Below are 422 nucleotides of genomic sequence, written 5' to 3'. Positions count from 1 at the left end.
TTTCAGGAGACTGCCATGACAGCGCTCGCACAAGATGTCTCGAAACTCACGGATCGGTATCAGACGACCGTGCCGGCCGGTGTGCGCAAGCAGCTCAAGCTGGGCAAGGGCGACCAGATTCGCTACTGTACCGAGCCGAGTGGCAGGGTCTATATCGAGCCCGTGCGCAGCGACGAGGAAGATCCCGTGCTCGGAGCGTTTCTCGATTTTGTCGAGGCCGATATCAAGGCGCATCCGGACCGCATTCGGGCGTTCGATGGGGCTTTGCATGACCGTCTTGCAGCACTGGTCGGAGACGTGGACGTCGATCTCGATGCGCCGCTATCGCTCGAGGATGAATGAGCGGCGATAGCGTGCCCGCCCAAGCGCCACTCGTCGTAAACGGATGGTCGATTTATGCGCATCCGCTCTTTCTGGACCAG

At 60.2% G+C, this 422-nt stretch carries 1 protein-coding gene and 1 pseudogene; both read left to right on the top strand.

The genetic code is table 11. The features are described 5' to 3' along the window. Positions 1 to 342 (top strand): type II toxin-antitoxin system PrlF family antitoxin (locus K7H22_RS20000; RefSeq protein ID WP_230802561.1); only part of this gene is annotated, 342 nt, incomplete at its 5' end. Next, positions 339 to 422 (top strand): annotated as a pseudogene (locus tag K7H22_RS20205) (type II toxin-antitoxin system YhaV family toxin); the annotation flags it as partial. The gene K7H22_RS20000 and the pseudogene K7H22_RS20205, both read left to right, overlap by 4 nt.

The sequence above is a fragment of the Seohaeicola saemankumensis genome (assembly GCF_021021435.1).
In the GTDB taxonomy this organism is placed as follows: domain Bacteria; phylum Pseudomonadota; class Alphaproteobacteria; order Rhodobacterales; family Rhodobacteraceae; genus Seohaeicola.
The sequence above is the reverse complement of the archived record's forward strand: the minus strand, read 5'-3'. Positions and strand labels throughout refer to the sequence as shown.